39 protein-coding genes and 2 pseudogenes are annotated in these 25,163 nt (G+C 54.8%); 36 read left to right on the forward strand and 5 right to left on the reverse strand.

From position 1 onward, the window contains the following. A pseudogene (locus CF137_RS09730) lies at window positions 1–148 on the forward strand (IS1595 family transposase); the annotation flags it as partial. Window positions 149–409: 261 nt separating this feature from the next. Here the strand turns inward: CF137_RS09730 and nfuA are convergent. Together nfuA and CF137_RS09740 are read right to left on the reverse strand one after the other, a co-directional pair. Next, window positions 410–988, reverse strand: coding sequence for a Fe-S biogenesis protein NfuA (nfuA, locus tag CF137_RS09735; protein ID WP_042019334.1), 579 nt, complete (start codon window positions 986–988; stop codon window positions 410–412). 81 nt (window positions 989–1,069) lie between these two features. Continuing rightward, complete coding sequence (locus tag CF137_RS09740) at window positions 1,070–1,798, reverse strand: ComF family protein (RefSeq protein ID WP_139718877.1); 729 nt, start codon at window positions 1,796–1,798, stop codon at window positions 1,070–1,072. Between the two features lie 38 nt (window positions 1,799–1,836). On the opposite strand from CF137_RS09740, the gene bioH reads away from it, so the two are divergent. From bioH to CF137_RS09760, 4 genes are all read left to right on the forward strand, one after another. Continuing rightward, entirely contained in the window at window positions 1,837–2,601 is a 765-nt protein-coding gene (gene bioH / locus CF137_RS09745; protein WP_139718878.1) for a pimeloyl-ACP methyl ester esterase BioH, read from the forward strand. Window positions 2,602–2,672: 71 nt separating this feature from the next. Beyond that, window positions 2,673–2,906 carry a flagellar hook protein FlgE gene (locus tag CF137_RS09750; protein ID WP_042019342.1) on the forward strand — a complete coding sequence of 78 codons (234 nt, stop codon included), beginning with the start codon at window positions 2,673–2,675 and terminating at the stop codon, window positions 2,904–2,906. Between the two features lies 1 nt (window position 2,907). Then, window positions 2,908–3,678 (forward strand): putative metalloprotease CJM1_0395 family protein, encoded by a 771-nt coding sequence (locus tag CF137_RS09755; RefSeq protein ID WP_139718879.1) that lies wholly within the window; start codon window positions 2,908–2,910, stop codon window positions 3,676–3,678. A gap of 86 nt (window positions 3,679–3,764) precedes the next feature. Further along, on the forward strand, window positions 3,765–4,043 hold the full coding sequence (locus CF137_RS09760; protein WP_068978207.1) for a hypothetical protein: 279 nt from the start codon (window positions 3,765–3,767) through the stop codon (window positions 4,041–4,043). Window positions 4,044–4,099: 56 nt separating this feature from the next. Here the strand turns inward: CF137_RS09760 and CF137_RS09765 are convergent, their stop codons facing one another. Continuing rightward, window positions 4,100–6,409 carry a Tex family protein gene (locus CF137_RS09765; RefSeq protein ID WP_414731098.1) on the reverse strand — a complete coding sequence of 770 codons (2,310 nt, stop codon included), beginning with the start codon at window positions 6,407–6,409 and terminating at the stop codon, window positions 4,100–4,102. Between the two features lie 198 nt (window positions 6,410–6,607). Then, window positions 6,608–7,081 carry a transcription elongation factor GreB gene (gene greB, locus CF137_RS09770; RefSeq protein WP_068978209.1) on the reverse strand — a complete coding sequence of 158 codons (474 nt, stop codon included), beginning with the start codon at window positions 7,079–7,081 and terminating at the stop codon, window positions 6,608–6,610. A 246-nt stretch (window positions 7,082–7,327) separates the two neighbouring features. On the opposite strand from greB, the gene ompR reads away from it, so the two are divergent. Continuing rightward, complete coding sequence (ompR, locus tag CF137_RS09775; protein WP_042019348.1) at window positions 7,328–8,050, forward strand: osmolarity response regulator transcription factor OmpR; 723 nt, start codon at window positions 7,328–7,330, stop codon at window positions 8,048–8,050. Further along, a complete protein-coding gene (envZ, locus tag CF137_RS09780) occupies window positions 8,047–9,357 on the forward strand; it encodes a two-component system sensor histidine kinase EnvZ (RefSeq protein ID WP_162515908.1) in 1,311 nt (436 codons plus the stop codon). Before ompR ends, envZ begins: the two co-directional genes overlap by 4 nt. A gap of 37 nt (window positions 9,358–9,394) precedes the next feature. Here the strand turns inward: envZ and CF137_RS09785 are convergent, their stop codons facing one another. Continuing rightward, window positions 9,395–10,321 (reverse strand): DMT family transporter, encoded by a 927-nt coding sequence (locus CF137_RS09785; protein WP_139718880.1) that lies wholly within the window; start codon window positions 10,319–10,321, stop codon window positions 9,395–9,397. A gap of 378 nt (window positions 10,322–10,699) precedes the next feature. Between CF137_RS09785 and rpsJ the strand changes: the two genes are divergently transcribed. The 29 genes and pseudogenes from rpsJ to CF137_RS22265 form a co-directional block, all read left to right on the forward strand. Beyond that, the gene (rpsJ, locus tag CF137_RS09790; RefSeq protein ID WP_042019353.1) at window positions 10,700–11,011 is read left to right on the forward strand and encodes a 30S ribosomal protein S10; all 312 of its coding nucleotides are present in this window, start codon (window positions 10,700–10,702) and stop codon (window positions 11,009–11,011) included. A gap of 22 nt (window positions 11,012–11,033) precedes the next feature. Next, window positions 11,034–11,666, forward strand: coding sequence for a 50S ribosomal protein L3 (gene rplC, locus CF137_RS09795; protein WP_042019356.1), 633 nt, complete (start codon window positions 11,034–11,036; stop codon window positions 11,664–11,666). A gap of 17 nt (window positions 11,667–11,683) precedes the next feature. After that, window positions 11,684–12,289 (forward strand): 50S ribosomal protein L4, encoded by a 606-nt coding sequence (gene rplD / locus CF137_RS09800; protein ID WP_042019358.1) that lies wholly within the window; start codon window positions 11,684–11,686, stop codon window positions 12,287–12,289. Next, window positions 12,286–12,588 (forward strand): 50S ribosomal protein L23, encoded by a 303-nt coding sequence (gene rplW / locus CF137_RS09805; RefSeq protein WP_042019359.1) that lies wholly within the window; start codon window positions 12,286–12,288, stop codon window positions 12,586–12,588. Before rplD ends, rplW begins: the two co-directional genes overlap by 4 nt. Window positions 12,589–12,603: 15 nt before the next feature. Then, complete coding sequence (rplB, locus tag CF137_RS09810) at window positions 12,604–13,425, forward strand: 50S ribosomal protein L2 (protein WP_033130006.1); 822 nt, start codon at window positions 12,604–12,606, stop codon at window positions 13,423–13,425. Window positions 13,426–13,447: 22 nt separating this feature from the next. Then, window positions 13,448–13,726, forward strand: a complete 279-nt coding sequence (rpsS, locus tag CF137_RS09815) for a 30S ribosomal protein S19 (protein WP_005307960.1) — start codon at window positions 13,448–13,450, stop codon at window positions 13,724–13,726. Between the two features lie 10 nt (window positions 13,727–13,736). Further along, window positions 13,737–14,081, forward strand: coding sequence for a 50S ribosomal protein L22 (rplV, locus tag CF137_RS09820; RefSeq protein ID WP_005890899.1), 345 nt, complete (start codon window positions 13,737–13,739; stop codon window positions 14,079–14,081). Window positions 14,082–14,084: 3 nt separating this feature from the next. Continuing rightward, the gene (rpsC, locus tag CF137_RS09825) at window positions 14,085–14,798 is read left to right on the forward strand and encodes a 30S ribosomal protein S3 (protein WP_042019362.1); all 714 of its coding nucleotides are present in this window, start codon (window positions 14,085–14,087) and stop codon (window positions 14,796–14,798) included. Window positions 14,799–14,811: 13 nt separating this feature from the next. Next, window positions 14,812–15,225 (forward strand): 50S ribosomal protein L16, encoded by a 414-nt coding sequence (gene rplP, locus CF137_RS09830; RefSeq protein WP_005319737.1) that lies wholly within the window; start codon window positions 14,812–14,814, stop codon window positions 15,223–15,225. Next, a complete protein-coding gene (gene rpmC, locus CF137_RS09835) occupies window positions 15,225–15,416 on the forward strand; it encodes a 50S ribosomal protein L29 (protein ID WP_042019365.1) in 192 nt (63 codons plus the stop codon). Before rplP ends, rpmC begins: the two co-directional genes overlap by 1 nt. Then, complete coding sequence (gene rpsQ, locus CF137_RS09840) at window positions 15,416–15,664, forward strand: 30S ribosomal protein S17 (protein WP_042019367.1); 249 nt, start codon at window positions 15,416–15,418, stop codon at window positions 15,662–15,664. The genes rpmC and rpsQ overlap by 1 nt, the downstream gene beginning before the upstream one ends. Window positions 15,665–15,812: 148 nt before the next feature. Beyond that, complete coding sequence (gene rplN / locus CF137_RS09845) at window positions 15,813–16,181, forward strand: 50S ribosomal protein L14 (protein ID WP_005890908.1); 369 nt, start codon at window positions 15,813–15,815, stop codon at window positions 16,179–16,181. Between the two features lie 11 nt (window positions 16,182–16,192). Continuing rightward, complete coding sequence (gene rplX, locus CF137_RS09850; RefSeq protein WP_042019369.1) at window positions 16,193–16,510, forward strand: 50S ribosomal protein L24; 318 nt, start codon at window positions 16,193–16,195, stop codon at window positions 16,508–16,510. Between the two features lie 13 nt (window positions 16,511–16,523). Then, window positions 16,524–17,063: a 50S ribosomal protein L5 gene (gene rplE, locus CF137_RS09855; RefSeq protein WP_005319725.1), complete on the forward strand. Its 540-nt coding sequence runs from the start codon at window positions 16,524–16,526 to the stop codon at window positions 17,061–17,063. Window positions 17,064–17,073: 10 nt separating this feature from the next. After that, entirely contained in the window at window positions 17,074–17,379 is a 306-nt protein-coding gene (rpsN, locus tag CF137_RS09860; protein WP_042010205.1) for a 30S ribosomal protein S14, read from the forward strand. Window positions 17,380–17,400: 21 nt separating this feature from the next. Then, complete coding sequence (gene rpsH / locus CF137_RS09865) at window positions 17,401–17,793, forward strand: 30S ribosomal protein S8 (RefSeq protein ID WP_042019371.1); 393 nt, start codon at window positions 17,401–17,403, stop codon at window positions 17,791–17,793. Window positions 17,794–17,806: 13 nt separating this feature from the next. Then, entirely contained in the window at window positions 17,807–18,340 is a 534-nt protein-coding gene (gene rplF, locus CF137_RS09870; RefSeq protein ID WP_042019373.1) for a 50S ribosomal protein L6, read from the forward strand. A 9-nt stretch (window positions 18,341–18,349) separates the two neighbouring features. Then, window positions 18,350–18,703 carry a 50S ribosomal protein L18 gene (rplR, locus tag CF137_RS09875; protein WP_042019374.1) on the forward strand — a complete coding sequence of 118 codons (354 nt, stop codon included), beginning with the start codon at window positions 18,350–18,352 and terminating at the stop codon, window positions 18,701–18,703. Window positions 18,704–18,717: 14 nt separating this feature from the next. Continuing rightward, entirely contained in the window at window positions 18,718–19,218 is a 501-nt protein-coding gene (gene rpsE, locus CF137_RS09880; protein ID WP_005319713.1) for a 30S ribosomal protein S5, read from the forward strand. A gap of 6 nt (window positions 19,219–19,224) precedes the next feature. Beyond that, the gene (gene rpmD, locus CF137_RS09885) at window positions 19,225–19,404 is read left to right on the forward strand and encodes a 50S ribosomal protein L30 (RefSeq protein WP_005307985.1); all 180 of its coding nucleotides are present in this window, start codon (window positions 19,225–19,227) and stop codon (window positions 19,402–19,404) included. A gap of 2 nt (window positions 19,405–19,406) precedes the next feature. Continuing rightward, window positions 19,407–19,844 (forward strand): 50S ribosomal protein L15, encoded by a 438-nt coding sequence (rplO, locus tag CF137_RS09890; protein WP_042019377.1) that lies wholly within the window; start codon window positions 19,407–19,409, stop codon window positions 19,842–19,844. Window positions 19,845–19,852: 8 nt separating this feature from the next. Further along, window positions 19,853–21,181: a preprotein translocase subunit SecY gene (secY, locus tag CF137_RS09895; RefSeq protein WP_042019379.1), complete on the forward strand. Its 1,329-nt coding sequence runs from the start codon at window positions 19,853–19,855 to the stop codon at window positions 21,179–21,181. A gap of 27 nt (window positions 21,182–21,208) precedes the next feature. Next, a complete protein-coding gene (gene rpmJ, locus CF137_RS09900) occupies window positions 21,209–21,322 on the forward strand; it encodes a 50S ribosomal protein L36 (protein ID WP_005319705.1) in 114 nt (37 codons plus the stop codon). A 139-nt stretch (window positions 21,323–21,461) separates the two neighbouring features. Next, window positions 21,462–21,818, forward strand: a complete 357-nt coding sequence (gene rpsM / locus CF137_RS09905) for a 30S ribosomal protein S13 (protein ID WP_005307991.1) — start codon at window positions 21,462–21,464, stop codon at window positions 21,816–21,818. 14 nt (window positions 21,819–21,832) lie between these two features. Beyond that, the gene (rpsK, locus tag CF137_RS09910; protein ID WP_005319702.1) at window positions 21,833–22,222 is read left to right on the forward strand and encodes a 30S ribosomal protein S11; all 390 of its coding nucleotides are present in this window, start codon (window positions 21,833–21,835) and stop codon (window positions 22,220–22,222) included. Window positions 22,223–22,261: 39 nt separating this feature from the next. Then, window positions 22,262–22,882, forward strand: coding sequence for a 30S ribosomal protein S4 (gene rpsD / locus CF137_RS09915; protein WP_042019380.1), 621 nt, complete (start codon window positions 22,262–22,264; stop codon window positions 22,880–22,882). Between the two features lie 25 nt (window positions 22,883–22,907). Continuing rightward, complete coding sequence (locus CF137_RS09920; protein ID WP_042019383.1) at window positions 22,908–23,897, forward strand: DNA-directed RNA polymerase subunit alpha; 990 nt, start codon at window positions 22,908–22,910, stop codon at window positions 23,895–23,897. 43 nt (window positions 23,898–23,940) lie between these two features. Further along, entirely contained in the window at window positions 23,941–24,324 is a 384-nt protein-coding gene (rplQ, locus tag CF137_RS09925) for a 50S ribosomal protein L17 (protein WP_042019386.1), read from the forward strand. 142 nt (window positions 24,325–24,466) lie between these two features. Continuing rightward, window positions 24,467–24,869 (forward strand): annotated as a pseudogene (locus CF137_RS22265) (transposase); the annotation flags it as partial. Window positions 24,870–25,163: the final 294 nt, after the last annotated feature.

The following is a 25,163-nucleotide window of genomic DNA, read 5'->3' on the forward strand; positions in this document are numbered from 1 at the left end:
GGTGCGCTTTCATGGCGTGGCAACTCATTATCTGAGGAATTATCTGGGTTGGCGCAGGATGCTGGAGCGTTACGGGAAGGGAGTGAATATCAAAGCGTGTCTGCATGAGGCGCTGGGGCACCCCATGCAACACGTAATTGGGACATAGCCTTTTTTATGGGCCCTTGGTTAACTGGCGTGGTGATCAGCCAGCCTCATGGCTTGGTGAGACGCGTATTCAGGGGGAACGAGGTAGCAGGGAGCTAATATTGAGCAGCAGTAACGCTCATAGCGTCGTCTCAGGTGGGTCATGGACATTAAAAAATCCGGCACCAATTGATTGGTGCCGGATTTTTTACAGCAAACAAACGTTGCTCATATGCGCGTTGGCCTTAGCCTCTGGATGGTGGGGCCGGGCAAACGGGGCTGATCAATAGTAGGAGTGGTCGCCGCGTTGATGCTCGGTCGCGTCTTTTACGCCGTTGAGCTCGCCCGGGAACTTCTCCAGCAGCTGCTTCTCGATCCCTTCTTTGAGGGTGTAATCGACCATGGAGCAACCGTTGCAGCCGCCGCCAAACTGCAGAATAGCCAGTTTGTCATCGGTCAGTTCGACCAGGGTGACCTTGCCACCGTGACCGGCCAACATGGGGTTGACCTCGGACATCAGCACATACTCGATCCGCTCGATCAGTGGTGCATCATCGGCCACTTTACGCATCTTGGCGTTGGGGGCTTTCAGGGTCAGCTGGGAGCCCATCTGATCGGTGACGAAGTCGATGGTGGCATCGATCAAATAGGGGGCGCTCAAGGTATCGACCATGCAGTCGAAACCGCTGAAGGGCAGGGTTTGATCTTCCGGATCCATTGCATCGGGTGGGCAATAAGATACGCCACACTCGGCATTCTGGGTTCCCGGATTGACCACAAACACCCGGATGTTGGTGCCATCAGGCTGTTTTTCCAGAAGTTTACGGAAATGGGCCTGGGCGGCGTCGGAAATGCTGATCATCACTATCCTCATAAACCTGAGTGTACGACTAGGGTATTCATAATAACGCGGTTATGAATGCTTGGGTAGCCATGGCGATGGCTAGTTGCGGTGCCTGAGCGTGCGGCAAATGGCCCACACTTCTACCGTTGTGATGCCGCTCTCATGGAGCACGCGGGCAAGCTGGCCTGCGGTGGCACCGGTGGTCACTACATCATCGAGCAGCGCGACGTGGCGGTACTGGTGAGGCTGGATACTGAATGCCCCGCGCAGATTGCGCCGCCGCTGCCCGGCACTGAGAGTGGTTTGCTGCGGGGTCGCCTTGATGCGCTGCAACAGCGTGTTGTCGCAGGGGATGCCGGTGAGCTCGCCAAGGGTTTGCGCGATCTCCTCCGCTTGATTGAAACCCCGTCGCCATTTTCGCCACCAGTGCAGGGGAACAGGAACGATCGCCTCCGGCGGATCGCTGCTATCCAGATGATCGGCCAGCAGGCGGGCAAGCAATGGCGCCAGCAGGATCTGGCCAGAATATTTGAGCCGGGGGATCAGCATGGGATAGGGGGTCTGGTAGTCGCCGATCACCTGCAACCGCTCCCAAGGGGGAGGCCTGCGCTGGCAGCGGCCACAGACAGGTATGCTCTCTTCTATATAGTCAGCCAGCGGTGCGGCGCAGAGGCGGCATTTGGGCTGTGACTGGCGCAGTGACTGCCGACACCAGCTGCAGAGCAAAGGCTCGCGGTCGCAAGCTTGCTGACAAAGCAGACAGCTGCCTTGCCAGTCGCCATGGCTGCCGAGCAGCGGGCTTGCTTTAGCGAGCAGTCGCTTTAACATGCTGACCCCAAGAGTATGAACAGGGATCTTGAGTCTAGATGAGCATATCGGTAGAGCAGTTTGGCCAGGGGGCCGATCTTGTGTTGTTGCACGGATGGGGCATGAACGGCGCGGTGTGGCATGGGATTGCCCAACAGTTGGCGGCCCACTATCGGGTTCATCTGGTGGATTTGCCCGGCTTTGGCAACAGCCCGCTGGCAGACGAGGTGGATTACAGCCTGCCCTGGCTTGCCGAGCAGGTGGCCGCGATCTTGCCGGATAAGTGCCATCTGCTTGGTTGGTCCCTTGGTGGCTTGGTGGCAAGCCAGTTGGCACTGACCCATCGCGAGCGGCTGCACTCCCTGATCACCGTGGCCAGCTCCCCCTGTTTCATGGCTCGCGACGAGTGGCCGGGGATTGCCCCCAAGGTGCTAACCGGCTTCAACCAGATGCTGGCGGGGGATTTTCGCCAGACTATAGAACGCTTTCTGGCGATCCAGGCCATGGGTAGTGAGCATGCCAGGGATGATATCCGCCAGTTACGCCACTGGCTGGCCGAACGCCCGGCTCCCCAGTTTGCTGCCCTTGACGCCGGGCTGAGACTGCTGGCCGACATTGACCTGCGGCAACCGTTGCAAGGTCTGGATCTGCCCTGGTTGCGGATCTATGGCCGACTGGATTCATTGGTACCCAAGGCAGCGATTCCCCTGCTGGACGATCTCTACCCTGCCAGCCACAGCGTGACCCTCAACAAAGCCTCACACGCGCCCTTTATTTCCCACCCTGACAAATTCATTGAAATCGTTAGAGATTTTGTTGGCTAAAAAATAGCCTGCAGGCTTCATAAATCCTCTTGTCTGGCGGATAATTAAGCTGTGACCAGAGGAGTAACATCATGCGTATTGATTCAGCCTTCAACAGTGGGGTACAGGGATTTCAGCGAGCCGAGCAGATTGCCGACAAGGCATCCAATCAGATCGCCCGCCTCAACACTCCCAGTGGGGATCAGGTGCAAGTGACCGATGAGCTCGTCAATCTCAAGGTGGCCGAGCAGCAGGCGGGGGCTTCCGCCAAAGTAGTGCAGACCGCCAGCGATGTGATGGGAACCCTGATCGACATCCGGGTGTGAGATGAACATCAATGTCAGTCTGCCCCCCCTTATCCCTACGCAGCTGCAACCCCAGGTGGAAGCGGCCAGGACGGATAATCGCCGGGCAGAGCTGATCCCGCAGGCCCGTTCGGGTCAAGCCTCCAGTGCCGAATCTGAAGTCGGCTCCCAGAAAGAGAAATCCAAAGCCAGTCAGGCGGCCAACAGTAATCCGGCGACCCAAGGTAGCCGTGATGGCAACCAGCCTGCGGTGCAAAACCCTCTGGATTACCGTTTTGTCGAGGCGACTGGTGAAGAGGGTCAGCGCAAGCAGCAAGATCCCAAACAGCAGGAACAGCAACAGCGGCAAGAGCAGCAGGTTCAGGATCTGGTTGATCGGGATAAGGAGGTACGCACTCACGAGCAGGCTCACCAGTCGGCAGGCGGCGAGCATGCCAGCTCTCCAACCTACCAGTTTACGCAAGGCCCGGATGGCAAGCGTTACGCGACTGGCGGTGAAGTTCAGATCGATACCAGTGCCGTGCCCGGTGACCCCGCCGCTACCATCGCCAAGATGCAGCAGATCCGCGCTGCGGCGCTGGCGCCTGCCGAGCCCTCCGCTCAAGACCTGTCGGTCGCGCGCAGTGCCGCTGCGAGTGAAGCCAAGGCGCGCAAAGAGTTGATGGCCGAGCAGAGCGCGAAATCGGGTGGCGTGTTGAGTGCCTATATGGACAAGCGCAACAGCGTCATCGCGGGCCACTATCAACAGGCCGTCAGTCCGGCCGCTACCAAGTCCCTCAGCCTGCATATCTGAGTCTGTCTCGCCAAACTTTCATCGAGTGGTAAGTGTTTTGCAACTAACCTGAAGATCAGGCCCATCACTATTTCACAGGAGCTGTCATGCATTTCGATGAAGTCAAAGCGGAAGATTTCACCACCTTCTCCCGTGTGCCGCCACCTCACCTGCAGATGGAGCAATTTCTGATGCAGCTTGGCGGAGGGGGAACCGAAGGAACCCATTTCAAGAAAAAAGTGATGCTGGCGGCTGGTTGGAGCCACACCGGCGTCGTCTCTTATGGCAAGTATCCGCAGGAGGCCTGCAAGGCATTCAATCGGCTGCGGGGAGTGTTGGCACAGCATGGCGAGCCCGAGAGCATTCTTGCTGCCCTTGCGCAATGAGCCGGATCTTTGCTGTTAAAAAAGCCCCTCGCGGGGCTTTTTCATTACTGGGGGAGTTATTTCTTGGTCTTGGATAGAGCGGCGGCGAAGGCGTTGCCCATGGCGCCGCCGACGGGTGCGCTTGGGCGCGATTCAGGCTTGGGTCTGTTGTGGGAGGCATCCGACGTGCGCGATTGCGCCGGTTTGCGAACAGGCTGCCCTGCTTTTTCGTCGAGCCGCATGGTCAGGCTGATCCGCTTGCGCGGGGCATCCACCTCCAGCACCTTGACCCGCACTATGTCGCCCGCCTTGACCACCTCGCGGGGATCCTTGATGAAACGGTCGGTCAGGGATGAGATGTGCACCAGCCCATCCTGATGGACGCCGATATCGACGAAGGCGCCGAAGTTGGTGACGTTGGTGACCATCCCTTCCAGCACCATTTCGGGCACCAGGTCGCTGATCTTCTCCACCCCTTCCTTGAAGGTAGCGGTTTTGAACTCGGGGCGCGGATCGCGGCCCGGCTTGTCCAGCTCGCCGATGATATCGGTCACTGTGGGTATGCCGAACTGCGCATCTGTGTAGTCGGCAGGCTTGAGACTGCGTAGCAAACAGCTATTGCCGAGCAGGCTGTCCACGGTTTGTGCCAGCTTGGCGAGGATCCGCTCCACCACCGGATAAGACTCCGGGTGAACCGCCGAGCTGTCGAGGGGGTTGCTGCCGTCGCGGATCCGCATAAAACCAGCGCACTGCTCGAATGCCTTGGGGCCGAGCCGGCTCACTTTGAGTAACTGCTGACGACTCTTGAAGGCGCCGTGTTCATCCCGATAGGCGACGATGTTCTGGGCGAGAGTCTGGGAGAGGCCGGAAACCCGGTTGAGCAGGGCGACCGAGGCGGTATTCACATCCACCCCGACCGCGTTCACGCAATCTTCGACCACCGCATCCAGTCGGCGGGCCAACTGGCTCTGGCCGACGTCGTGCTGATACTGGCCGACACCGATACTCTTGGGGTCGATCTTGACCAGCTCGGCCAGCGGGTCCTGCAGGCGGCGGGCGATAGAGACGGCACCGCGGATCGACACGTCGAGATCCGGGAACTCCTGAGAGGCAAGCTCCGAGGCGGAGTAGACCGAGGCCCCCGCTTCGCTCACCACGATTTTCTGCGCCTTGGCGGCGGGGTAGCGTTCGAACAGATCGCTCACCAGCCGGTCGGTCTCCCGCGAGGCGGTACCGTTGCCGATGCTGATCAGCTCGACCTTGTGTTTCTGGCACAGCTCGCTCAGGGTCTTGAGGCTCTGATCAATCTGGCGTTTCGGTTCGAACGGATAGATGGTGGCGTGATCGACCAGCTTGCCGGTGGCATCCACCACAGCCACCTTGACCCCGGTACGGATGCCGGGGTCCAGCCCCATGGTGCAGCGCATGCCGGCCGGGGCTGCCATCAGCAGATCCTTGAGGTTCATGGCGAACACCTTGATTGCCTCGTCCTCTGCCGATTCGCGGATGCGGCCGACCAGTTCGGTCTCCATCTGCAGGGAGAGCTTGATCTTCCATGTCCAGCTAACCACCCCTTGCAGCCACTTGTCGGCCGGGCGGTTTTGTAGATTGAGCTTGAGGTGGTGGGCGATGATCCCTTCGCAGGGGCTGGCGCTTGTCTCCTCGCCCGTCACCAGCGCCAGATTGAGGATCCCCTCGTTACGTCCGCGCAGCATGGCCAGCACCCGATGAGAGGGCGCCTTGTGCAGCGGCTCGTCATGTTCGAAGTAGTCTTTGAATTTGGCCCCTTCCTGCTCCTTGCCGGTTACCACGCGGGCCCGCAGGGTGGCGTGTTGCCACAGGTAGTCGCGCAGCTTTTCCAGCAGATCGGCCTGCTCGGCGAAGCGCTCCATCAGGATGTAGCGGGCGCCATCGAGGGCGGCCTTGCTGTCGCTAATCCCCTGTTCGGCATTGATGAAGTCAATGGCAGCTTGCTCGGGATCCTGCATCGGGTCGGTGAACAGCAGGTTGGCCAGCGGCTCCAGCCCGGCCTCAATGGCCATTTGCCCCTTGGTGCGGCGCTTGGGTTTGTAGGGGAGGTAGAGATCTTCCAGCCGGGTCTTGCTGTCGGCACCGTTCAATTCGCGGGCCAGTTCGGGGGTCAGCTTGCCCTGCTCCTCGATGGAGCGAATGATCACCTTGCGGCGATCTTCCAGCTCACGCAGATAGCCGAGGCGGCTCTCCAGAGTGCGCAGCTGGCTGTCGTCCAGACCGCCGGTCACCTCTTTACGATAACGGGCGATAAAAGGCACGGTTGAGCCTTCATCCAGCAGGCGAACCGCAGCCTGCACCTGCTCCGGACGAGCATTGAGCTCACCGGCAATTTGTCTCTCTATGGTTTGCATCATGGTGTTATTGAGGGCCTCAATGGTCGAGCGCCATCAGGCGCCAAGTGTGAGCACTATATGGGGTCGTGTGGCGGGATGCCACCCTGCGCTGGAGTCGCGTCAGTGGGACTGGTCAGTGGGACTGATGGAACCGTAGGGGAGGGCGGCCTACCTTGCCGCTACGCCCGCACCTCACGGTTTGCCTGGAGCGAGCGGTCTCTATTTGGGGTAGCTGATCTCGTTGATATACCAGCAGGCGTCACCAACTGGCGTAGGCACCACGGCCTCATCCCCGACCTCTTTCTTGAGCAGGGCGCGGGCCATAGGGGAATCGATGGAGATGTAATCCTTGCGCTCGAAGATCTCGTCATAGCCGACGATGCGAAAGCGCTTGGTCTCACCTTCGTCGTTTTCCACCTCGACCCAGGCGCCGAAGAACACCTTACCCTCTTGGGCAGGGGCATAGTCGACGATCCCCAGCTCTTCGAGGCACTTGCGCAGATAGCGTACCCGCCGGTCGATCTCCCGCAGCCGCTTCTTGTTGTACTGGTAGTCGGCATTTTCGCTGCGATCTCCCAGGCTGGCGGCCCATGCCACTTTTTTGGTGACCTCGGGGCGTTCCTGGCGCCACAGAAAATCGAGTTCATCTTTGAGCTTGTTGTAGCCTTCGCGGGTGATCAGCTTTGTCTTCATGGGATCTGTGACCTGGTCAAAGGGGGAGGGGTGCTAACTGCCCGAGAATATTAGCTTTTGCACTCTTGCTGTCGAGGTAAATCGTAGGGGCTTGGCTGGCGCCATCTTGGGGCGGGCTGGCAAGGGGGCGACTTGATACCCGTCACGCTATCGGGATGGGTAATAACCGGTAACATATTTATGCTTTGCTCCGGCTATATCCCCCCCTAGTATTGGGGGCAGCGAAAGAATTCAAGAGGCAAAGCAATGAGTCAGCAGCAATACAAGGTCCTGGTGGTGGACGATGACCTGAAATTACGTTCCCTGTTGGAGCGCTATCTCACAGAGCAGGGATTCGTGGTGCGCGGAGTGGCCAATGGCGAACAGGCTGACCGCTTGCTGACCCGAGAAAACTTCAGTCTGATGGTGCTCGACCTGATGCTGCCGGGGGAGGATGGGCTCTCCATCTGCCGCCGTCTGCGGGAAGCGGGCAACCAGATCCCGGTGCTGATGCTCACCGCCAAGGGGGATGAAGTTGATCGCATCGTCGGGCTTGAGATGGGGGCTGACGATTATCTGCCCAAGCCGTTCAATCCCCGCGAACTGCTGGCGCGGATCCGTGCCGTGTTGCGTCGCCATACCGTCGAGCTGCCGGGGGCACCCTCTGCCGCAGAGAAGGTGGTCAACTTCGGTGCTTTCCAGCTCAATCTGGCGACTCGCGAGCTAAGTCGTGATGGTGAGCCAATGGCGCTGACCAGTGGCGAGTTTGCGGTGCTGAAAGTGCTGGTTAGCCATCCACGCGAACCCCTCTCTCGCGACAAGCTGATGAATCTGGCTCGTGGCCGCGAATACACCGCCACCGAACGCAGTATTGATGTGCAAGTATCCCGCTTGCGCCGCTTGCTGGAACAAGATCCAACCCAGCCTCGTTATTTGCAGACTGTCTGGGGTTTGGGCTATGTGTTTGTCCCGGACGGTGACAGGACATGAAAAAAATCGGCAGCATGTTTTCGCGCATGCTCTGGTTTCTGGCCGCCGTGCTGGTGGTCTATCAGGCCGTCTCCTACGTCACGTTTTACAATTATCTACTGGCCCCGACAGTCAAACAGATCAGTCATCTGCTGGCCAATCAGGTCAAGCTGATCTTGCCGCTCAACAGTGAGCAGTTGGCGTTGAGTGAAGATGCCGAGGCGCTGGTCTATGTGACGACCGGTACCGACATCTATACCCAGAGCGAGGCAATCCAGCATGGATTCAACAACGCCAAGCCTTACCCCTATCTGGAAGAGAATATCAGCCGTGAACTGGGGGGCGACGCCAAGGTGCGGGTCGAGATCCAGGATCACTACATCATCTGGATCCAGCCGCCTCAGGCCAGCAAAATTTGGGTGCGGATCCCGCTGACCGAGATTGAAGATGACGATATCGAACCCCTCATCATCTATCTGAGCGTGTTGCTGGTGATCACTCTGTTTGCAGCCTGGCGTTTTGCCCGGCAACTGGTGCGCCCGCTTGAGGATCTTGAGGCGGGTGCGGTTGCGGTGGCCAAAGGGCATTTCCCGGATGCGCTGGGAGAGCTGGGCTCGCGGGAAGTGCGTCGCCTGACCCGAACCTTCAACCATATGTCGCACTCCATCAAGAGCCTGATCGAAGAGCGCAACCTGATGATGGCCGGGGTATCTCACGATTTGCGTACGCCACTGACCCGTATTCGGTTAGCGATCGAGATGATGTCGTCCGGTGATGAGTACCTCAAAGAGAGCATCAACTCCGATATCGATGAGTCCAACGCCATTATCGATCAGTTCATCGACTACATCCGTCCGGATGAAGGGCAGGATTTGCTGCCGATCGACCTGACTCAGTTGATCCACGATACCCTGTTGATCCACTCAGAGCAGGGGCTGGAGGTTGACTTGATGTTGCCGCAAGACGCTGTGCTGGTTGCCTGCAATCCGGTCAGTATGCGGCGGGTATTGAGTAATCTTGCCAGCAACTCACTGCGCTATGGGGCGAGCAGTTTGCATGCCGAGTTGAAAGATGATTGTCACTGGATTCGTTTGCGATTGTCCGATGATGGCCCCGGCATTCCGGAGCAGGACTATTCCCGAGTGCTCAAGCCTTTCACTCAGGGCAATGTGGCGCGCACCGAGGGCGGCAGTGGTCTGGGATTGGCCATCGTGGCCAAGATAGTCGCTCAGCACCACGGCACCATCAGGTTGGGCAATGCTGAACTTGGGGGCTTGCTGGTAGATATACGGTTGCCGAAAAATCAGCCGCAGGAGTGGGTGGATTGAAAGAAGGGCGTATCAGTAGATACGCCCTTCTCTATTATCAGCGGATTTTTTCCGCGGTGGCGGGGATGGCTTTGCGATAGCGTTTGCCATATCTCAGCTGCTGGATCAGCAGCGCCGCCACAATCAATCCCAGCCCGATCGGGGTGGCGGGATCGATTGCCTCGCCAACCAGCAGGTTGAGCAGTACCAATGAGGCGAATGGTGAAATGAAGATAAGGTTGCTGATAGGGGCGGTGTTGGTGGCATGGCGCATCGCCATCAGCCACAGCACAAAGCCAAACCCCATCTCGATGATCCCGACATAAATTGCCCCCAACCATCCTTGCCAGGCGGTCAGCTGGAAGTCAGCCAGTAGCCAGGTGGCGAGCACGATAAAGGGGAGGCTAATAATGAAACCGAGCAGCAGGCTGACGATGGGATCTCCCTGATTGCGGGTGTTGAGGATCCAGTAGCTGGCCCAGATCAGGGTCGAGAGCAACACCAGCGCCACCCCCAATGGATTGTCAAAATGCAGGCCAAAGACATCACCTTTGGTGGCGATCACCAGCGCGCCGAAATAGCCCAGCACGATGGCAACGCCATCGCGGCGGCGCAGGGTCTGGCCGAGGAACGGCACCGATAGCAGGGTGAGGGTGATGGCCCAGGTGTAGCTAAGGGTCTGCGCCTGCTGGGCAGGCAGCAGATCATAGGCTTTGAACAACAGCAGGTAATAGAGGAAGGGGTTCATCACCCCCAGCATCAGATAATAAAACGGGCGGCTGCGCAGATAACTGCACAGCAGCGGCAGTTTACCCTGCTTGAGCACGATCCCCCCCAGCAGCAGGGTGGAGGTCAGCGCCGCAATCAGTAGCAGTTGCACCGGCGCAAAATAGGTGAGGGAAATTTTGAAGGCGGTGGCCACCGTTGACCACAGGGCCACCGCGCAGAGCGCGTACTGGTAGGCTTTCTTTTGATCTTTGATCATCGTTGTTATGTCATAAACGGAAGAAAGTCGCAGTCTATCAGTCTGGCGATGAGCTTGTCGTGACGCCGGACATTCCTTGATGGGATTAGCTCGCTGCGAAGGTAATGACAGACCCCCTAACAGAGATCCATCTGCCACATAAAATTGTGCACAATATGTGCGCGCTCCCTTGCGTAAATTTGAAAAATCCGTATACTCTCCCCCGCTTACCCATGAGGTAAGCCAGACGATATGTCTGCTGCTGAGCTCCTCGTTTACGAGAGCCAGCCATACAGTCCTCCCGATATGGGAGGAAACGTGAAAAATCACACCTCTGGCGGGAGTAATCTCGGTCGGGCGGTGCTGGTTTATGTTCTTTTATCTATTGGAGCTCTGTCAATGCAGAACCAAAGAATCCGTATTCGCCTGAAGGCTTTTGATCATCGCCTGATTGATCAATCTACAGCGGAAATCGTTGAAACTGCAAAGCGCACTGGCGCGCAGGTTCGCGGTCCTATCCCGCTGCCGACTCGCAAAGAGCGCTTCACCATTCTGACTTCCCCGCACGTCAACAAAGACGCGCGTGATCAGTATGAGATCCGCACTCACAAGCGTCTGGTAGACATCGTTGAGCCGACTGACAAGACCGTAGATGCTCTGATGCGTCTGGATCTGGCAGCTGGTGTAGACGTCCAGATCAGCCTGGGTTAATTACGGAAAGAGGTTGATAACAATGACAATCGGTCTTGTAGGTCGCAAAGTGGGTATGACTCGCATCTTCACTGAAGATGGCGTTTCTATCCCGGTGACTGTTATCGAAGTTGAAGCTAACCGTGTAACTCAGGTCAAATCTGTAGAAACCGACGGCTACAACGCTATTCAGGTTACCACTGGCGCCAAAAAAGCCAGCCGTGTAACCAAGCCTGAAGCTGGCCACTTCGCCAAAGCTGGTGTAGAAGCCGGTCGCGGCCTGTGGGAATTCCGCTTGAACAACGGTGAAACTTTCACTGTTGGTAACGAGCTGAAAGTAGATCTTCTCGCTGACGTTAAGCTGGTAGACGTTACTGGCACATCCAAAGGTAAAGGTTTTGCTGGTTGCGTTAAGCGCCACAACTTCCGCACCCAGGATATGACCCACGGTAACTCCTTGTCTCACCGCGCTCCGGGTTCTATCGGTCAGAACCAGACTCCGGGCCGTGTATTCAAGGGCAAAAAGATGGCTGGTCACATGGGTGCTGAGCGTGTAACTACTCAGAACCTGGAACTGGTTCGTGTTGACGCTGAACGTAACCTGCTGCTCATTAAAGGTGCAGTTCCGGGTGCGACCAACGGCAACGTGATCGTTAAACCTGCCGTCAAAGCGTAACGTCTGAGGAGATAGTAATGGAATTGGTAATGAAAGACGCCAAGAGCGCTCTTGAAGTTTCCGAGACTACCTTCGGGCGCGAATTCAACGAAGCTCTGGTTCACCAGGTCGTCGTTGCATATGCCGCAGGTGCCCGTCAGGGTACTCGTGCGCAGCTGACTCGCTCTGAAGTGTCTGGTGGCGGCAAAAAGCCGTGGCGTCAGAAGGGTACTGGTCGTGCCCGTGCTGGCTCCATCCGTTCGCCCATTTGGCGTTCCGGTGGTGTGACTTTTGCAGCTAAGCCGCAAGATCACAGCCAGAAAGTAAACAAGAAGATGTACCGCGGCGCTATCCGTAGCATCCTGTCCGAGTTGGTACGTCAAGAGCGCCTGATCGTTGTCGAGAAATTCGGTATCGATGCGCCTAAGACCAAAGAACTGATCGCCAAGCTGAAAGAGATGGAACTGAAAGACGTTCTGATCGTGACAGCTGAAGTCGATGAGAACCTGTTCCTGGCTGCTCGCAACCTGTACAAAGTTGACGTGCGTGATGTTGCCGGTATCGACCCGGTCAGCCTGATCGCTTTCGACAAGGTTCTGATGACTGCTGATGCAGTTAAGCAAATCGAGGAGATGCTGGCATGATCCGCGAAGAGCGTCTGTTGAAAGTTCTGAAGGCTCCGCATATCTCTGAAAAGAGCACTATGGTCGCAGAAAAGCAGAACACTATCGTGTTCAAAATTGCTGTTGATGCTACCAAAGCGGAAGTCAAAGCAGCAGTTGCGAAACTGTTCGAGGTTGAAGTTGAGACCGTCCGTACCCTGAACATGAAGGGTAAAACCAAGCGCGCAGGTGCACGCGTAGGCCGTCGTTCCGATTGGAAAAAGGCTTATGTGACCCTGAAAGCTGGTCAGGACATCGACTTCATGGGCGCAGCCGAGTAAGAGGAGTTCTCAAAAATGGCAATCGTTAAGTGCAAGCCTACCTCTCCGGGCCGCCGTCACGTCGTCAAGATCGTCAATCAAGAGCTGTACAAGGGTAAGCCCTTCGCCGCTCTGCTGGACAGCAAAAGCAAGTCCGGTGGTCGTAACAACAACGGCCGTATCACTACCCGTCATATCGGTGGTGGTCACAAGCAGCACTATCGTCTGGTCGACTTCAAGCGCGACAAAGACGGTATCCCGGCTAAAGTAGAGCGCCTGGAATACGATCCTAACCGTACCGCTAACATCGCTCTGGTGTTGTATGCAGACGGTGAGCGTCGTTACATCCTGGCTCCGAAAGGCCTGAAAGCTGGTGACGCGATCGCATCTGGTGCTGATGCTGCCATCAAGGTAGGTAACACCCTGCCGATGCGCAACATCCCGGTTGGTTCTACTGTTCACGCAGTTGAGATGAAGCCTGGTAAAGGTGCACAGCTGGCTCGTTCCGCTGGTACTTTCATCCAGATCCTGGCTCGTGATGGTAACTATGTAACTCTGCGTCTGCGTTCCGGCGAAGTACGTAAAGTTCTGGCCGAGTGCCGCGCCACCATCGGTGAAGTCGGTAACTCCGAGCACATGTTGCGTCAACTGGGTAAAGCCGGTGCCAACCGCTGGCGTGGTATTCGTCCGACCGTTCGCGGTATGGCGATGAACCCGGTCGACCACCCGCACGGTGGTGGTGAGGGTCGTAACAAAGGCATGCAGCCTGTGTCCCCATGGGGCCAGAAGGCTAAAGGCTTCAAGACCCGTAAGAACAAGCGTACCGACAAGTACATCGTACGTCGTCGTAACAAGTAATTGTTAACATAGAGGAATCACCATGCCACGTTCTCTCAAGAAGGGTCCATTTATTGACCTGCACTTGCTGAAGAAGGTAGAGAAAGCGGTGGAAAGCGGGGATAAAAAGCCGGTTAAAACCTGGTCCCGTCGTTCAATGATCATCCCGAACATGATCGGTTTGACCATCGCTGTCCATAATGGTCGTCAGCACGTTCCGGTTTTTGTTACCGAAGAAATGATCGGTCACAAACTGGGTGAATTCGCACCGACTCGTACTTATCGCGGCCATGCTGCTGATAAGAAGGCTAAGAAGCGCTAAGGGATAAATGATGGAAGCTATCGCTAAACACCGTTATGCCCGTACTTCTGCCCAGAAAGCTCGTCTGGTAGCCGATCAAGTACGTGGTCTGTCTGTAGACAAGGCTCTGACTCTCCTGACCTTCAGCCCGAAAAAGGCTGCAGTGCTGGTTAAGAAAGTGCTGGAATCTGCCATTGCAAACGCTGAGCACAACGAAGGCGCCGATATCGACGCGCTGCGTGTTGCTACTATCATGGTCGACGAAGGTCCCTCCATGAAGCGCATCCGTCCGCGTGCCAAAGGTCGTGCGGATCGTATCCTCAAGCGTACCGCTCACATCACTGTAGTGGTATCCGACGCTAAGGCTGGGAGATAAGCAATGGGTCAGAAAGTACATCCTAATGGCATTCGCCTGGGTATTACCAAGCCTTGGAATTCTACCTGGTTCGCGAACACCAAAGATTTCGCTGACAACTTGTTCAGCGATTTTCAAGTGCGCCAGTTCCTGACCAAGGAACTGAAAAACGCGTCCTTGTCCAAGATCACCATCGAGCGTCCGGCCAAGAGCATCCGTGTGACTATTCACACCGCTCGTCCAGGCATCGTGATTGGTAAGAAAGGCGAAGACGTTGAGAAACTGCGCAAAGCTGTAGCCGTTATTGCTGGCGTGCCTGCTCAGATCAACATTTCCGAAGTCCGCAAGCCGGAGCTGGACAGCAAACTTGTTGCTGACAGCATTACTTCCCAGCTGGAACGTCGCGTAATGTTCCGTCGTGCTATGAAGCGCGCCGTACAGAACGCAATGCGCCTGGGTGCCAAGGGCATCAAAGTGGAAGTTTCCGGTCGTCTGGGCGGCGCTGAAATCGCGCGTACCGAATGGTACCGTGAAGGTCGTGTGCCTTTGCACACCCTGCGTGCCGACATCGACTACGCAACTTCTGAAGCCCACACCACTTACGGTGTGATCGGCGTTAAAGTTTGGATCTTCAAGGGTGAAGTTCTGGGCGGTCTGGCTGCTGTTGCTGCCGCTGCTGCTCAAGAGCAAGCTCCTGCAAAGCCCAAGCGTGACAACAAGCGCCGCGCTGCTAAGTAAGGAGATTCGGTAAATGTTGCAACCTAAGCGTACCAAATTCCGCAAGACCCATAAGGGTCGTAACCGCGGTCTGGCCAACACTGGTAACGAAGTATCCTTCGGTACCTTTGGCCTGAAGGCGACATCCCGTGGTCAATTGACTGCTCGTCAAATCGAAGCAGCCCGTCGTGCCATGACCCGTCACGTTAAGCGTCAAGGTAAGATCTGGATCCGTGTGTTCCCGGACAAGCCCATCACCGAAAAGCCCCTCGAAGTACGTATGGGTAAAGGTAAGGGTAACGTGGAATACTGGGTTTGCCCGATCCAGCCTGGCAAGGTTCTGTACGAGATGGATGGTGTACCTGAGGCTCTGGCGCGTGAAGCGTTTGCCTTGGCTGCTGCTAAGCTGTCCGTTCAGACCACTTTCGTAATTAAGACGGTGATGTGATGAAAGCTCAAGATCTGCGTCAAAAGAGCGTCGAAGAACTGAACCAGGAGCTGCTGGGCCTGCTGCGTGAGCAATTCAACATGCGCATGCAAGCATCCACCGGCCAACTGGCTCAGACTCACACTCTGAAACAAGTGCGTCGTGACGCCGCACGTATCAAGACTGTACTGACTGAGAAGGCAGGTGCGTAATGACTGACAAAATCCGTACTCTGCAAGGTCGTGTAATCAGCGACAAGATGGAGAAATCCATCACTGTTGCTATCGAGCGCAAGGTAAAGCACCCGATCTACGGTAAGATCATCAAGCGTACTACCAAGCTGCACGTGCACGATGAGAACAACGAGTGTAAAGCTGGCGATCTCGTGGAAATCCGCGAGTGCCGTCCGCTGTCCAAGACCAAGTCCTGGACCCTGGTTGGTATCTTAGAAAAGGCCTAATCGGTACTTTGTACTTCAAACGGCCCCCATTGCGGGGCCGTTTGTTTTTTAGGCTACCTTTTCTGAAAAAGCTGTGTTATAGTTTCGCGCCTTTTGAGGGCAGCCAGATCCCGAAAGGGATAAGAAGTAAACAAAGCGGAGCACTAAAATGATCCAGATGCAAAGTATGCTGGGCGTAGCCGACAACTCCGGCGCTCGCAGTGTAATGTGTATTAAGGTTCTGGGTGGCTCGCACCGCCGTTACGCCGGCATCGGCGACATCATCAAAGTTTCCATCAAGGAAGCCATTCCTCGCGGTAAAGTGAAGAAAGGTGATGTATATAACGCGGTGGTCGTACGCACCCGTAAAGGCGTTCGTCGTCCGGACGGCTCAGTCATCCGTTTCGACAACAATGCGGCTGTTTTGCTTAACGGCAACCAACAGCCAATCGGTACTCGTATTTTTGGCCCGGTGACCCGTGAACTGCGTAATGAGAAGTTCATGAAGATTGTGTCCCTGGCACCCGAAGTACTGTAAGGAGTCGAACGATGGCAGCTAAAATCCGTCGCGAAGACGAAGTGATCGTACTTACCGGCAAAGACAAGGGCAAGCGTGGCAAAGTCACTCAAGTCCTGATTGCAAAAGGTAAGGTATTCGTCGAAGGCATCAACCAGGTGAAGAAGCACCAGAAGCCGGTACCCGCATTGGGTCAGGCTGGCGGTATCATCACCAAAGAAGCCCCGATCGATGTATCAAACGTAGCGCTGTTCAACTCTGCCACTGGCAAAGCTGACCGCGTTGGTTTCCGGATTGAAGACGGCAAAAAAGTTCGTTTCTTCAAATCCACCGGCGAACTTGTGAAGTAATTGGAGTTTAACGATGGCGAAACTGCATGATTACTACAAATCAGATGTAGTAAATGAACTGGCCAAACAGTTCGGTTACAAGACTATCATGCAAGTCCCTCGGATCGAGAAAATCACCCTGAACATGGGTGTTGGTGAAGCGATCTCTGACAAGAAGTTGCTGGAAAATGCTGCTGCCGATATGGCTGCCATTTCCGGTCAGAAGCCGCTGATCACCAAAGCTCGCAAATCTGTTGCGGGCTTCAAGATTCGTGAAGGCTACCCGATAGGTTGTAAAGTAACCCTGCGTGGCGAGCGTATGTGGGAGTTCCTGGAACGGCTGATTTGCATCTCCGTACCGCGTATCCGTGACTTCCGTGGCCTGAACGCTAAAGCGTTTGACGGTCGTGGTAACTACTCCATGGGCGTGCGTGAGCAAATCATCTTCCCGGAAATCGACTATGACAAAGTCGATCGCGTCCGTGGTCTGGATATCACCATCACCACTTCCGCGAATACCGATGAAGAAGGCCGTGCTCTGCTGGCTGCCTTTAACTTCCCATTCCGCAAGTAAGGTTAGGGTTATGGCTAAAACATCCATGAAAGCGCGCGAAGCAAAGCGTGCGAAGCTGGTAGCCAAGTACGCCACCAAGCGTACCGAGCTGAAAGCTATCATCGTTGATATGAACGCTTCTGAAGAAGCGCGTTGGGATGCTGTACTGCAACTGCAACAGCTGCCCCGTGATTCCAGTCCGTCCCGCCAGCGTAACCGTTGCAATATTACTGGTCGTCCGCACGGTTTCCTGCGCAAGTTTGGTTTGTCTCGCATCAAGGTGCGTGAGCATGCCATGAAGGGCGAAATTCCGGGCCTGAAGAAGGCTTCTTGGTAACGAATCTCGGGAGTTAGACTTATGAGCATGCAAGATCCGATCGCGGATATGCTGACCCGCATCCGTAACGGTCAGGCGGCGAGCAAAGTTGCGGTTTCCATGCCTTCTTCCAAGCTGAAAGTGGCGATTGCCAACGTGCTGAAAGAAGAAGGTTACATTGCTGGCTACTCCGTAGCTGGTGATGTGAAGCCGGAACTGGAAATTGAACTGAAATATTTCCAGGGCAAGCCAGTTGTAGAACTGATCCAACGCGTGAGCCGTCCCGGCCTGCGTATTTACAAGCGCACTACTGATCTGCCGAAAGTTATGGGCGGTCTCGGTGTTGCTATCGTGTCCACGTCTAAAGGTGTGATGACTGACCGTGCTGCTCGCAAAGCAAGCATGGGCGGTGAGATCATCTGCTACGTCGCTTAATAGGAGGTAGGAAATGTCTCGTGTTGCTAAGGCACCCGTCACTATTCCTGCTGGCGTAGAGGTGACTCTGAACGGCCAGGAACTGACCATCAAAGGTGGTAAAGGTTCTCTGGTTCGCTCTATTCACGCCGGTGTAGAAGTGACCAAAGAAGACAATGTACTGAAGTTCGCCCCGCGCGACAGCATCGCTGGTGCTGACGCTCAGGCCGGTACTGCACGTGCATTGGTCAACAACATGGTAATCGGTGTTACCCAAGGCTTCGAGCGCAAGCTGCAGCTGGTTGGTGTAGGTTACAAAGCCTCCATCAAGGGCAATGCTGTAGCGCTGGCTCTGGGCTTCTCTCACCCGGTAGAGCATGCGCTGCCGGCTGGTGTGACCGCTGAGTGTCCGACTGCCACAGAAATCGTTCTGCGTGGTGTCGACAAGCAGATGGTTGGCCAAGTCGCCGCCGATATCCGTTCTTACCGCGCTCCGGAGCCCTACAAGGGCAAGGGTGTACGCTATGCCAATGAGCAAGTGCGTACTAAAGAAGCTAAGAAGAAGTAAGGTAACACTATGGACAAGAAAGCAGCTCGTCTCCGTCGTGCTACTCGTGCTCGGAAGAAGATGCAGGAACTGGGAGCTACCCGTCTGGTTGTTCACCGTACCCCGCGTCATATCTACGCGCAGGTAATCGCAGCCAACGGTTCCGAAGTTCTGGCCTCTGCTTCCACAGTAGAGAAAGCCATCAGTGAAGGGCTCAAACACTCCGGTAATGCTGATGCAGCTACCGCAGTGGGTAAAGCAATCGCTGAGCGTGCTATTGCCAAAGGCGTTCAGAACGTATCTTTCGATCGTTCCGGTTTCAAGTATCATGGTCGCATTGCCGCTCTGGCAACTGCTGCACGTGACGCTGGTCTTCAGTTCTAAGCTAGGAGTCGAAGATGGCTAAAGTCGAATCTCAAGCCGGCGAACTGCAAGAAAAGCTGATTGCAGTCAACCGTGTTTCGAAAACTGTTAAAGGTGGTCGTATCATGTCCTTCACCGCGTTGACCGTGGTGGGTGATGGTAACGGCCGTGTAGGTTACGGTTACGGTAAAGCCCGTGAAGTTCCAGCTGCTATTCAAAAAGCAATGGAACAGGCTAAGCGTAACCTGAGCAAGGTTGAGCTGAACAATGGCACTCTGCACCACCCGGTGCGTGGTGTTCACTCAGGTTCTTCCGTGTTCATGAAACCGGCCTCACAAGGTACTGGTATCATTGCAGGCGGCGCCATGCGTGCTGTTCTGGAAGTTGCTGGTATCCACAACGTGCTGGCCAAGACCTACGGTTCCACCAACCCAATCAACGTTGTTCGCGCAACTGTAGACGCTCTGGTACAGGGTCAATCCCCGGCTCAGATCGCTGCCAAGCGTGGTCTGCGCGTTGAAGAAATTCTGGGGTAATGCGACATGGCTAACACTGTAAAAGTAACTCAAACTCGCAGCTCTATCGGCCGTCTGCCAAAGCACAAGGCGACTCTGCGTGGTCTGGGTCTGCGTCGCATTGGTCACACCGTTGAGCTGGAAGATACTCCTTGCGTACGCGGTATGATCAACCAGGTTTATTACATGGTTAAGGTGGAGGGCTAAGCATGCGTCTGAACACTCTGTCTCCGGCCGCTGGTTCCAAGCCTGAAAAACAACGTCGTGGTCGTGGTATCGGCTCCGGCTTAGGCAAGACTGGTGGTCGTGGTGTTAAAGGCCAAACCTCTCGTTCCGGTGGCGGTAAAGTCCGCAACGGTTTCGAAGGTGGTCAGATGCCTTTGAAAATCCGTCTGCCGAAGTTCGGTTTCTTCTCTCGCAAATCGCTGATTTCAGCTGAAGTGCGTCTGAACGAAATCGCCATGGTAGAAGGTGATGTGGTCGATCTGAGCACTCTGAAGCAAGCCGGTGTTGTTACTAAGAACATCGTTTTCGCTAAAGTTGTTCTGTCTGGCAACATTGACCGTGCTGTGACCGTTCGTGGTGTGTCCGTCACCAAAGGTGCACGTGCAGCCATCGAGGCCGCTGGCGGTAAAATCGAGGAATAATCAGTACAATGGCTAAGAAACCAGGATTGGATGTTAAAGCACAGGGTGGTCTGAGTGAATTGAAGAGCCGTCTGCTCTTCGTTCTCGGGGCGATTATCGTTTTCCGTGCAGGCTCTTATGTGCCGATTCCTGGTATTGACGCCGCCGTACTGGCCGAGTTGTTCCAACAACAGAAGGGCACCATCATTGAGATGTTTAACATGTTCAGTGGTGGTGCACTATCGCGTGCTTCTATTCTTGCGCTGGGGATCATGCCGTATATTTCGGCGTCGATCATCATCCAGCTGCTGACAGTGGTTCACCCCGCTCTTGCTGAACTCAAGAAAGAAGGTGAATCCGGCCGTCGCAAGATTAACCAATATACTCGTTGGGGCACGCTGGTTTTGGGAACTTTCCAGGCCATTGGTATTGCAACAGGTCTGCCGAATATGATGCAAGGGCTCGTGTCTCACCCGGGTCTTGGTTTCTACTTCACAGCTGTTGTAAGTCTGGTCACCGGTACCATGTTTTTGATGTGGTTGGGTGAACAGATTACCGAGCGTGGGATTGGTAATGGTATCTCGTTGATTATTTTCACGGGTATCGTTGCTGGTCTGCCGCATGCCATTGGCGCTACGGCCGAACAGGCACGTCAAGGGGAATTACACATCCTGCTGTTGTTGTTGCTGGGCTTGATTGTTTTCGCAGTGACTTACTTTGTGGTGTTCGTGGAGCGTGGTCAGCGTCGTATCGTCGTTAACTATGCAAAGCGTCAACAAGGCCGCCAGGTATTCGCCGCGCAAAGCACACACCTGCCATTGAAAGTAAATATGGCCGGTGTGATTCCTGCGATTTTCGCATCCAGTATCATCCTGTTCCCAGGGACCATTACCTCTTGGTTTGGTCAGGGAGAGGGTAAAGTTGCTGATATTTTGCAGCAGGTCTCTATGGTCCTGCAGCCTGGTCAACCGCTTTACGAGATGCTGTATGCAGCAGCCATTATCTTCTTCTGCTTCTTCTATACCGCGTTGGTGTTTAATCCCCGCGAGACAGCTGATAACTTGAAGAAGAGTGGAGCCTTTATCCCGGGGATCCGCCCGGGCGAGCAGACAGCACGTTACATCGATAAGGTTATGACTCGCCTGACATTGGCAGGTGCGCTCTATATAACCTTTATCTGTCTGGTACCACAGTTCTTGATGACTGCCTGGAACGTACAGTTCTACTTCGGTGGCACTTCGCTGCTGATTATAGTGGTAGTTATCATGGACTTCATGGCTCAGGTACAAACCCATATGATGTCTCATCAATATGGTGATGTTCTGAGGAAGGCCAACCTGAAGGGCTACGGCCGCTAAAGGTGGGCGTAGTTACGGAGTTAAGCAATGAAAGTTCGTGCTTCCGTTAAGGCAATCTGCCGTAACTGCAAAATCATCAAGCGTCACGGTGTGGTGCGTGTGATTTGCAGCGAGCCAAAGCATAAACAGCGCCAAGGCTAATTTTTTACGGTTAGTACTTGCAACAAATAGTTGTGCTGGCTAATATAGCCAGCCAACTTTTGTTGTGTATTGGTTGACCGCCACGTATCCGCTCACGGGCTTTGTGGTGGTCGTAATCTACTATATGTAGGAGTGAATAGTGGCCCGTATCGCTGGCATTAACATTCCTGACCATAAGCATGCAGTCATTGCGTTGACTGCGATTTATGGCGTCGGTCGTACCCGCTCCAAGGCCATCTGTGCCGCAGCCGGTATCGCTGAGAATGTGAAAATTAAAGACCTGGACGAAGCTCAGATCGAGAGTCTGCGTGAACAAGTAGGTAAATTCACCGTTGAAGGTGACCTGCGTCGTCAGATTTCCATGAACATCAAGCGATTGATGGATCTGGGTTGCTACCGTGGTTTGCGTCACCGTCGTAGCCTGCCTGTTCGTGGTCAACGTACCAAGACCAACGCTCGTACCCGTAAGGGTCCGCGCAAGGCTATCAAGAAGTAACGGGAAGGTAGAAAATGGCTAAAACTCCGACTCGTGCTCGCAAGCGCGTTAAAAAGCAAGTGAGCGACGGTATTGCGCACGTTCATGCATCTTTCAACAACACAATCGTGACCATTACTGACCGTCAGGGCAATGCTCTGTCATGGGCTACCTCTGGTGGTTCAGGTTTCCGTGGTTCCCGTAAGTCCACTCCGTTTGCTGCCCAGGTAGCTGCTGAGCGTGCTGGTGAGATCGCCAAAGAATACGGCGTGAAGAACCTGGAAGTCATGGTCAAAGGTCCGGGTCCCGGTCGTGAGTCATCCATCCGCGCTCTGAACGCGGCTGGTTTCCGCATCACTAATATTACTGATGTGACTCCGATCCCGCACAACGGTTGTCGTCCTCCCAAGAAGCGCCGCGTATAACGCTGTTGCAACTTGGTCTAGGATTGTTGGAGAAAGAAGATGGCAAGATATATCGGTCCTAAGCTTAAGCTTAGCCGTCGCGAGGGTACAGACCTCTTCCTGAAGTCTGGCGTTCGCGCGATTGACTCTAAGTGCAAGATTGACACCGCTCCTGGTCAGCACGGTGCGCGTAAAGCGCGTCTGTCCGACTACGGTGTTCAGCTGCGCGAAAAGCAAAAAGTTCGTCGTATTTACGGCGTATTGGAAAAACAGTTCCGCAACTACTATCGCGATGCTGCCCGTCAAAAAGGTAACACCGGTGAAAACCTGTTGCAGCTGCTGGAAGGTCGTTTGGACAACGTTGTTTACCGTATGGGCTTCGGCGCTACTCGTGCTGAATCTCGCCAGCTGGTGAGCCACAAGGCCATCATGGTAAACGGTCGCGTTGTGAACATTCCTTCTTTCCAGGTTTCCCCTGAGGACGTGATCTGCGTTCGTGAGAAGGCTAAGAAGCAAGCGCGTATCAAAGCATCCCTTGAGGTTGCTGGTCAGCGTGAGAAGCCGACTTGGGTAGAGGTTGACGCCGCTAAAATGGAAGGTGCTTACAAGCGTCTGCCAGAGCGTTCCGACCTGTCTGCCGACATTAACGAACAGCTGATCGTCGAGCTTTACTCCAAGTAAAGCTAGCTTCTAAAGAGAGGACACAATGCTGGGTTCTGTAACAGATTTTCTTAAACCGCGGCTAGTTGACATCGAGCAAGTTAGCCCGACTCATGCGAAAGTGACTCTTGAGCCACTTGAGCGTGGCTTTGGCCACACGCTGGGCAATGCTCTGCGTCGTATTTTGCTGTCATCTATGCCCGGTTGTGCAGTTACTGAAGTCGAAATTGACGGGGTACTGCATGAGTACAGCAGCAAAGAAGGTGTGCAGGAAGACATTCTTGAAATTCTGCTTAACCTGAAAGGTATCGCTGTGAAGCTGGAAGGCAAGGACGAGGTAACTCTGTCCCTGACCAAGTCTGGAACAGGCCCCGTTACCGCTGGTGATATCACTCACGGTGATGAAGTCGAGATCGTAAACCCGGAGCACGTAATCTGCCACCTGACCGGTGCTAATGCTGACATCAGCATGCGCCTGAAAGTTCAGCGCGGTCGTGGTTATGTGCCTGCTTCTGCTCGTGTTCACAACGATGATGAAGAGCGTCCGATAGGTCGCCTGCTGCTGGACTCTGCGTTCAGCCCCATCGTTCGTATTGCCTACAATGTTGAGGCAGCACGTGTGGAACAGCGTACCGACTTGGACAAGCTCGTCATCGACATGGAGACCAATGGTACTCTGGATCCTGAAGAAGCTATCCGTCGCTCTGCCACTATTTTGGCTGAGCAGCTGGAAGCCTTCGTGGATCTGCGCGATGTCAGCGTGCCCGAGAAGAAAGAAGAGAAACCCGAGTTTGATCCGATTCTGCTGCGTCCTGTCGATGATTTGGAGCTGACAGTTCGTTCTGCGAACTGTCTGAAGGCAGAAGCTATCCACTATATTGGTGATCTGGTACAGCGTACCGAAGTTGAGTTGCTTAAAACTCCTAACCTCGGTAAGAAGTCCCTGACTGAGATCAAGGATGTGTTGGCCTCCCGTGGTCTGTCTCTTGGCATGCGCCTTGAGAATTGGCCGCCCGCCAGCATCGCTGACGAGTAATCCAGATTACGGGTTTCACAGATTTAGTTAGAAGGATAAGGTCATGCGCCATCGTTTGAGTGGTCGTCAACTGAACCGGAACAGCAGCCATCGTCAGGCTATGTTCCGCAACATGGCCAGCTCACTGGTTCGTCATGAGATCATCAAGACGACTGTGCCTAAGGCAAAAGAGCTGCGCCGTGTAGTTGAACCGCTGATCACCCTTGCCAAGACTGATAGCGTTGCTAATCGTCGCCTGGCATTTGCCCGTACTCGCGATAACGCGATCGTGGCTAAGCTGTTCAATGAACTGGGCCCGCGCTACCTGGAGCGCGCCGGCGGTTATACTCGCATTCTGAAATGCGGTTTCCGTGCAGGCGATAACGCCCCTATGGCTTATATTGAGCTGGTAGACCGCCCGGCCGCTGCTGAAGCAGCTGCTGAGTGATATAAAGAAAAAGCCGGGCTTGTCCCGGCTTTTCTTTTAATGAATTCTGATACTGCCTCAACTGCCTCAACTGCCCTAAATGAATCATCTCGCTTGCCTCGACACCTCAAGCGCCTTAAACCGACACTATTTAGGTGGAGTGATGATTAAGCCGCAACGTTATACAGAAGAATTCAAATTGGCCGCTGTCAAGCTGGTGACAGAGCGCCATTACCTGTGGCGTGGGTTGTCGAGCGACGCGGTGTTTCCTGACTCGGTATGTACACCTGGATCAAACGCTACAGTCAGCCGAACAGCGGTGCCTATAGGCTGAGCTGCCCTGCGTGATTGATAGGCGAGATAATTTTTAAAAGGCTGCCTACTTTGCCAAGCTGTCAGGGTAAGGCCTCCTTCATTTAGGAGCACAACTTCACGCACCCCATCCACAGGCTGTGCCGCATGATGAATCTCCACACTTGTTGTGGTGCGCTTGGTTGCGACAATCTTTATCTGCTTGGGCGCAGGAGGATAAATATCAGAGCAAGTCATGCAGATCAGAAAGCGGAAGCGATTCACCAACCACGTCTTTGGATGCCAGAGGGTGCAGGCCTGACGATTCGCGTTCTCTTATATATGGACTTGGCGCCACCTCGGCAGCAAGACATTCTAGTTGTTGCTGTAGTGCAGGATTAAAGGGTTAAAGCAGGGTGAGTTACCTACAGATACGCCACTTTTGTGGATAAGTCTGTGTAAAGGTTGTGTGCTGATATGAATAACTAATAAATTGCACTTTTTTGCAATTAAATTGCGGTAAAGCCTTGCCAATGTGAGCTGGATCTCTATAATGCGCCACATCGACA

This window comes from Aeromonas sobria (genome assembly GCF_006243315.1).
GTDB classification, from domain to species: domain Bacteria; phylum Pseudomonadota; class Gammaproteobacteria; order Enterobacterales; family Aeromonadaceae; genus Aeromonas; species Aeromonas sobria_A.